Here is a 4,485-nt window from a genome sequence, read left to right on the forward strand (position 1 = left end):
ATTCGGCCCAAGACCCTCAACCAGAAGCGCTATGTCGACGCCATCGATGCCCACACCATCGTCTTCGGGATCGGCCCGGCCGGGACGGGCAAGACCTACCTGGCGATGGCCAAGGCGGTCAACGCGTTGCAGCGCAAACAGGTCACCCGCATCATCCTGACCCGTCCTGCGGTGGAAGCCGGTGAGCGGCTTGGCTTTCTGCCCGGCACGCTGAGTGAGAAGATCGACCCCTACCTACGTCCGCTTTACGACGCGCTGCACGACATGATGGATCCCGAGCTGATCCCAAAGTTGATGGCGTCCGGGGTAATTGAGGTCGCGCCGCTGGCATATATGCGTGGTCGCACGTTGAATGATGCGTTCATCATCCTCGACGAGGCCCAGAACACCACCTCTGAGCAGATGAAGATGTTCCTCACCCGACTGGGATTCGGTTCGAAAGTCGTTGTCACCGGCGATGTTACGCAGATCGACTTGCCGGGCGGCAACAGGTCGGGACTACGGGCGGCGGCCGACATCCTCGAAGGCATCGACGACATTCACATCGCCGAATTGACCAGCGTCGACGTGGTCCGACATCGGCTGGTCTCCGAAATCGTGGATGCCTACGCACGATACGAGGAACCTGGTCTGACCATGAACCGGGCAGCCCGGCGGGCGTCGAGTGCCCGCAGCCGTCGGTGACAACGCGGTGAGTATCGAAGTCGCCAACGAATCGGGAATCGACGTCTCCGAATCCGAATTGGTCAGCGTCGCAAGGTTCGTCATCGCCCGAATGGACATCAATCCAGCCGCCGAGCTGTCGATGGTGCTATTGGACACCGCGGCGATGGCGGATCTGCACATGCGCTGGATGGAGTTGCCCGGACCGACCGACGTGATGAGCTTTCCGATGGATGAGCTGGAGCCGGGCGGTCGCCCCGATGCTCCGGAGCCGGGACCGGCGATGCTCGGCGATATTGTGTTGTGTCCCGAATTCGCCGCCCAGCAGGCCGCGGCCGCCGGTCATTCGCTGGGCCATGAACTGGCGCTGTTGACAATTCACGGTGTGCTGCACCTGCTGGGCTATGACCACGCCGAGCCGGACGAAGAAAAAGAGATGTTCGCGCTGCAGCGCCGCCTGCTCGAAGAGTGGGTCGCCCAGCAAGTCGGGGCCTACCACCACGAACGCCAGAGCGAGAGAGACCAGCGGTTGCTGGATAAATCAAGGTATTTCGACAATTGAATGGGTCCGCTCCGCTGCTCGGCGCGATCGTGCTGATCGGTCTGGGCGGCTTGTTCGCGGCGATCGATGCCGCGGTCAGCACGGTGTCATTGGCGCGGGTCCACGAACTAGTACGTGACGAGCGGCCGGGCGCGGTGCGGCTGGCCAAGGTTATGGCCGACCGGCCGCGCTACATCAACTTGGTGGTGTTGCTACGGATCACCTGTGAGATCACCGCAACTGCGCTGCTGGTGGTGCATCTCCGCCACAACCTAGGCCACGGTTGGGGATTGTTCGCCGCCGCGGCGGCCATGGTGGTGATCAGCTTCGTCGTCATCGGTGTCGGTCCGCGCACCCTCGGCCGCCAGAATGCCTACTCGATCTCGTTGGTGGCAGCTCTACCGCTGCAAGTGATTTCGGTCCTACTGGCCCCGATCAGCCGACTGCTGGTAGTACTGGGCAACATGCTGACGCCAGGCCGGGGCTTCCGCAACGGACCGTTCGCATCCGAGATCGAGCTGCGCGAAGTCGTCGACTTGGCGCAGCAGCGTGGCGTGGTCGCGGCCGACGAGCGTCGGATGATCCAGTCGGTGTTTGAACTCGGTGATACACCGGCCCGCGAGGTGATGGTGCCGCGCACCGAGATGATCTGGATCGAAAGCGACGAATCGGCCAACCATGCGATATCGCTGGCGGTGCGCAGCGGGCATTCCCGCATTCCGGTGATTGGCGAGAACGTCGACGATGTTGTCGGCGTCGTGTATCTGAAAGACGTTGTGCAGCAGACGTATTACTCCAGCACCGGCGGCCGGGACACCACCGTTGCGCAGGTCATGCGCCCAGCGGTGTTCGTGCCGGATTCCAAGCCCCTGGACGCCTTGCTACGCGAAATGCAGCGCAACCGCAACCACATGGCGCTGCTGGTCGACGAGTACGGCGCGATAGCCGGTCTCGTGACAATCGAAGATGTACTGGAAGAGATCGTCGGTGAGATCGCCGACGAGTACGACGCCGCCGAGGTAGCGCCGGTAGAAGATCTGGGAGACAACCGGTTCCGGGTATCGGCGCGACTGCCGATCGAAGACGTCGGCGAATTGTATGGCGTCGAATTCGACGAGCACCTCGACGTCGACACAGTGGGCGGCCTGCTGGCGTTGGAGCTGGGCCGGGTCCCACTACCTGGCGCCGAGGTGGTATCACATGGGCTGCGGTTACACGCCGAAGGCGGTCCGGACCATCGGGGTCGGGTCAGGATCGGCACTGTGCTACTGAGCCGCGCCGAACCCGACGGTCAGGAGGTAGACCATGACGGGTGAGCCGCTCGAGGCCGAAGACGCAAAGCTCGTGGTGCTAGCCCGTTCGACGATGGCCGTTGGGCTGGAAGCGGTCATCATCACCGACGGCGCAGGCAACGTCCTACAGTGACCGAATTCCATTCCGGTTTCGTCTGTCTCGTGGGGCGGCCGAATACCGGCAAATCGACGCTGACCAATGCGCTGGTCGGCTCGAAAGTGGCGATCACCTCGAGCCGCCCGCAGACCACCCGGCACACGATTCGCGGCATCGTGCACCGCGCGGACTTCCAGATCATCCTGGTCGACACTCCAGGACTGCATCGGCCGAGGACCCTGCTGGGTAAGCGGCTCAACGACTTAGTCCGCGACACCTACGCCGAAGTCGACGCCATCGGTTTGTGCATACCCGCTGACGAGGCGATCGGGCCCGGGGACCGGTGGATTGTCGAACAGATCCGTTCTGTCGCGCCCACAACGACATTGGTCGTCGTCGTCACCAAGATCGACAAGGTGGCCAAGGACAAGTTGGCCGCGCAGCTGGCCGAGGTCGGCGAACTGATCGGGCTCTCCGACGGCCGTCAAGCCGAGATCGTCCCCGTCTCGGCGATCAGCGGTGAGCAGATCGACGTGCTGATCGACGTGCTGGCCGCTGCACTGCCGCCCGGGCCGCCGTATTACCCCGACGGTGAGCTGACCGATGAACCCGAGGAGGTTCTGATGGCCGAGTTCATCCGGGAAGCCGCCCTGGAGGGCATACGCGACGAGCTGCCGCATTCACTGGCAGTGGTTATCGACGAGGTCAATCCGCGCGAGGGGCGTGACGACCTGATCGACGTGCACGCGGTTCTCTATGTCGAGCGTGACAGCCAGAAGGGCATCGTGATCGGCAAGGGCGGTGCCCGACTGCGTGAAGTAGGCACTGCGGCGCGTGGCCAGATCGAGAAGCTGCTGGGCTCCAAGGTCTACCTCGACCTGCGCGTCAAGGTCGCCAAGAATTGGCAGCGTGACCCCAAACAACTGGGCCGGCTTGGCTTTTGAGTTATCGATCGAGCTCAGTGCCCACGCTGGAAACCGGCGGCGTGTCGGTGCCGGTGTTCCACCACACCTCCGGCTGTTTGGCCGCCCAGCCGCCGAGCGCCTCCAACTCGGCGGCCAGCGAGATCAGCAGCGGCTCGCTGTTGGCCGGTCCCATCAGCTGCACGCCGATTGGCAAGCCTTCGGAGGTGAAGCCCGCCGGGACGTTGATCGACGGCCACCCCAACACATTCCACGGCCAGCACACCGGGCAGGCGGCGATCATCGCCCGGTCGGTGCCCATGCCGCCCAGCCTGTCGAACGCGTGCGCCAGCGGCGGCGGCTGCGCGGTCGTCGGCGCCACCACGACGTCCACGATGCGGAAAATCGAGCTCACCCGGCGCTGATCGGCGGCTTCGTGCGCCCGGGCGGCACGCAGTATCGACTGCGAAAGCAGCCGTCCCATCCGCATATTCGACAGCGTGCGTCGGTCCCACTCCACGCCGTCACCCAACCGCTCGGCCCAGTCGAGTAGCCCGGAAGTGGAACGCGACAAAAAGTTCCACGACAGCCGCAGCCCGTAATCGGGGTTGCCCGCCATCACTCTGTGTCCGAGCAGCCGAAGTCGTTCGCCCACCGACTCCAGTGCCGCCCTGATCTCCGGATGCAAGCGGGCCGGAAACGCGGTGAACGGGAACCCGGTTGACAGCGCGATCCGCAATGGCCCCGGAGCGATGCCCACATAGTCGGACACCGTCACCGGCCGCGGCTTGTGCAGATCGCCGTCGACATTGCCGGACGCCGCATCGAGCACCAGCGCCGCATCGGCGACGGTACGGGCCAGCACGCCGTTGACCGTGATGCCGTTGAACGCCTCGGGCAACGGCCACGTCGAGATGCGGCCACGTTGCGGCTTTATGCCCACCAGATGGGTCCAGGCCGCCGGGATGCGGACACTGCCGGCGCCGTCGG

The 4,485-nt window shown here is 64.3% G+C and carries 5 protein-coding genes; 4 read left to right on the forward strand and 1 reads right to left on the reverse strand.

Annotation, left to right across the window (positions count from 1 at the left end; all coding sequences use genetic code 11):
- From WAN71_RS15010 to era, 4 genes are all read left to right on the forward strand, one after another.
- The coding region (locus WAN71_RS15010; RefSeq protein WP_422226090.1) for a PhoH family protein at positions 1 to 684 on the forward strand (684 nt) is incomplete at its 5' end.
- Between the two features lie 7 nt (positions 685 to 691).
- Entirely contained in the window at positions 692 to 1,225 is a 534-nt protein-coding gene (gene ybeY / locus WAN71_RS15015; protein WP_422226091.1) for an rRNA maturation RNase YbeY, read from the forward strand.
- Positions 1,222 to 2,520 carry a hemolysin family protein gene (locus tag WAN71_RS15020; protein ID WP_422226092.1) on the forward strand — a complete coding sequence of 433 codons (1,299 nt, stop codon included), beginning with the start codon at positions 1,222 to 1,224 and terminating at the stop codon, positions 2,518 to 2,520. The genes ybeY and WAN71_RS15020 overlap by 4 nt, the downstream gene beginning before the upstream one ends.
- Before the next feature lie 105 nt (positions 2,521 to 2,625).
- Positions 2,626 to 3,537, forward strand: coding sequence for a GTPase Era (gene era / locus WAN71_RS15025; protein WP_422226093.1), 912 nt, complete (start codon positions 2,626 to 2,628; stop codon positions 3,535 to 3,537).
- 1 nt (position 3,538) lies between these two features.
- Here the strand turns inward: era and WAN71_RS15030 are convergent.
- Positions 3,539 to 4,485 (reverse strand): amidase (locus WAN71_RS15030; protein WP_422226094.1); only part of this gene is annotated, 947 nt, incomplete at its 5' end.

Origin of the sequence: Mycobacterium sp., assembly GCF_049280035.1 — a bacterium.
Lineage (GTDB): Bacteria > Actinomycetota > Actinomycetes > Mycobacteriales > Mycobacteriaceae > Mycobacterium.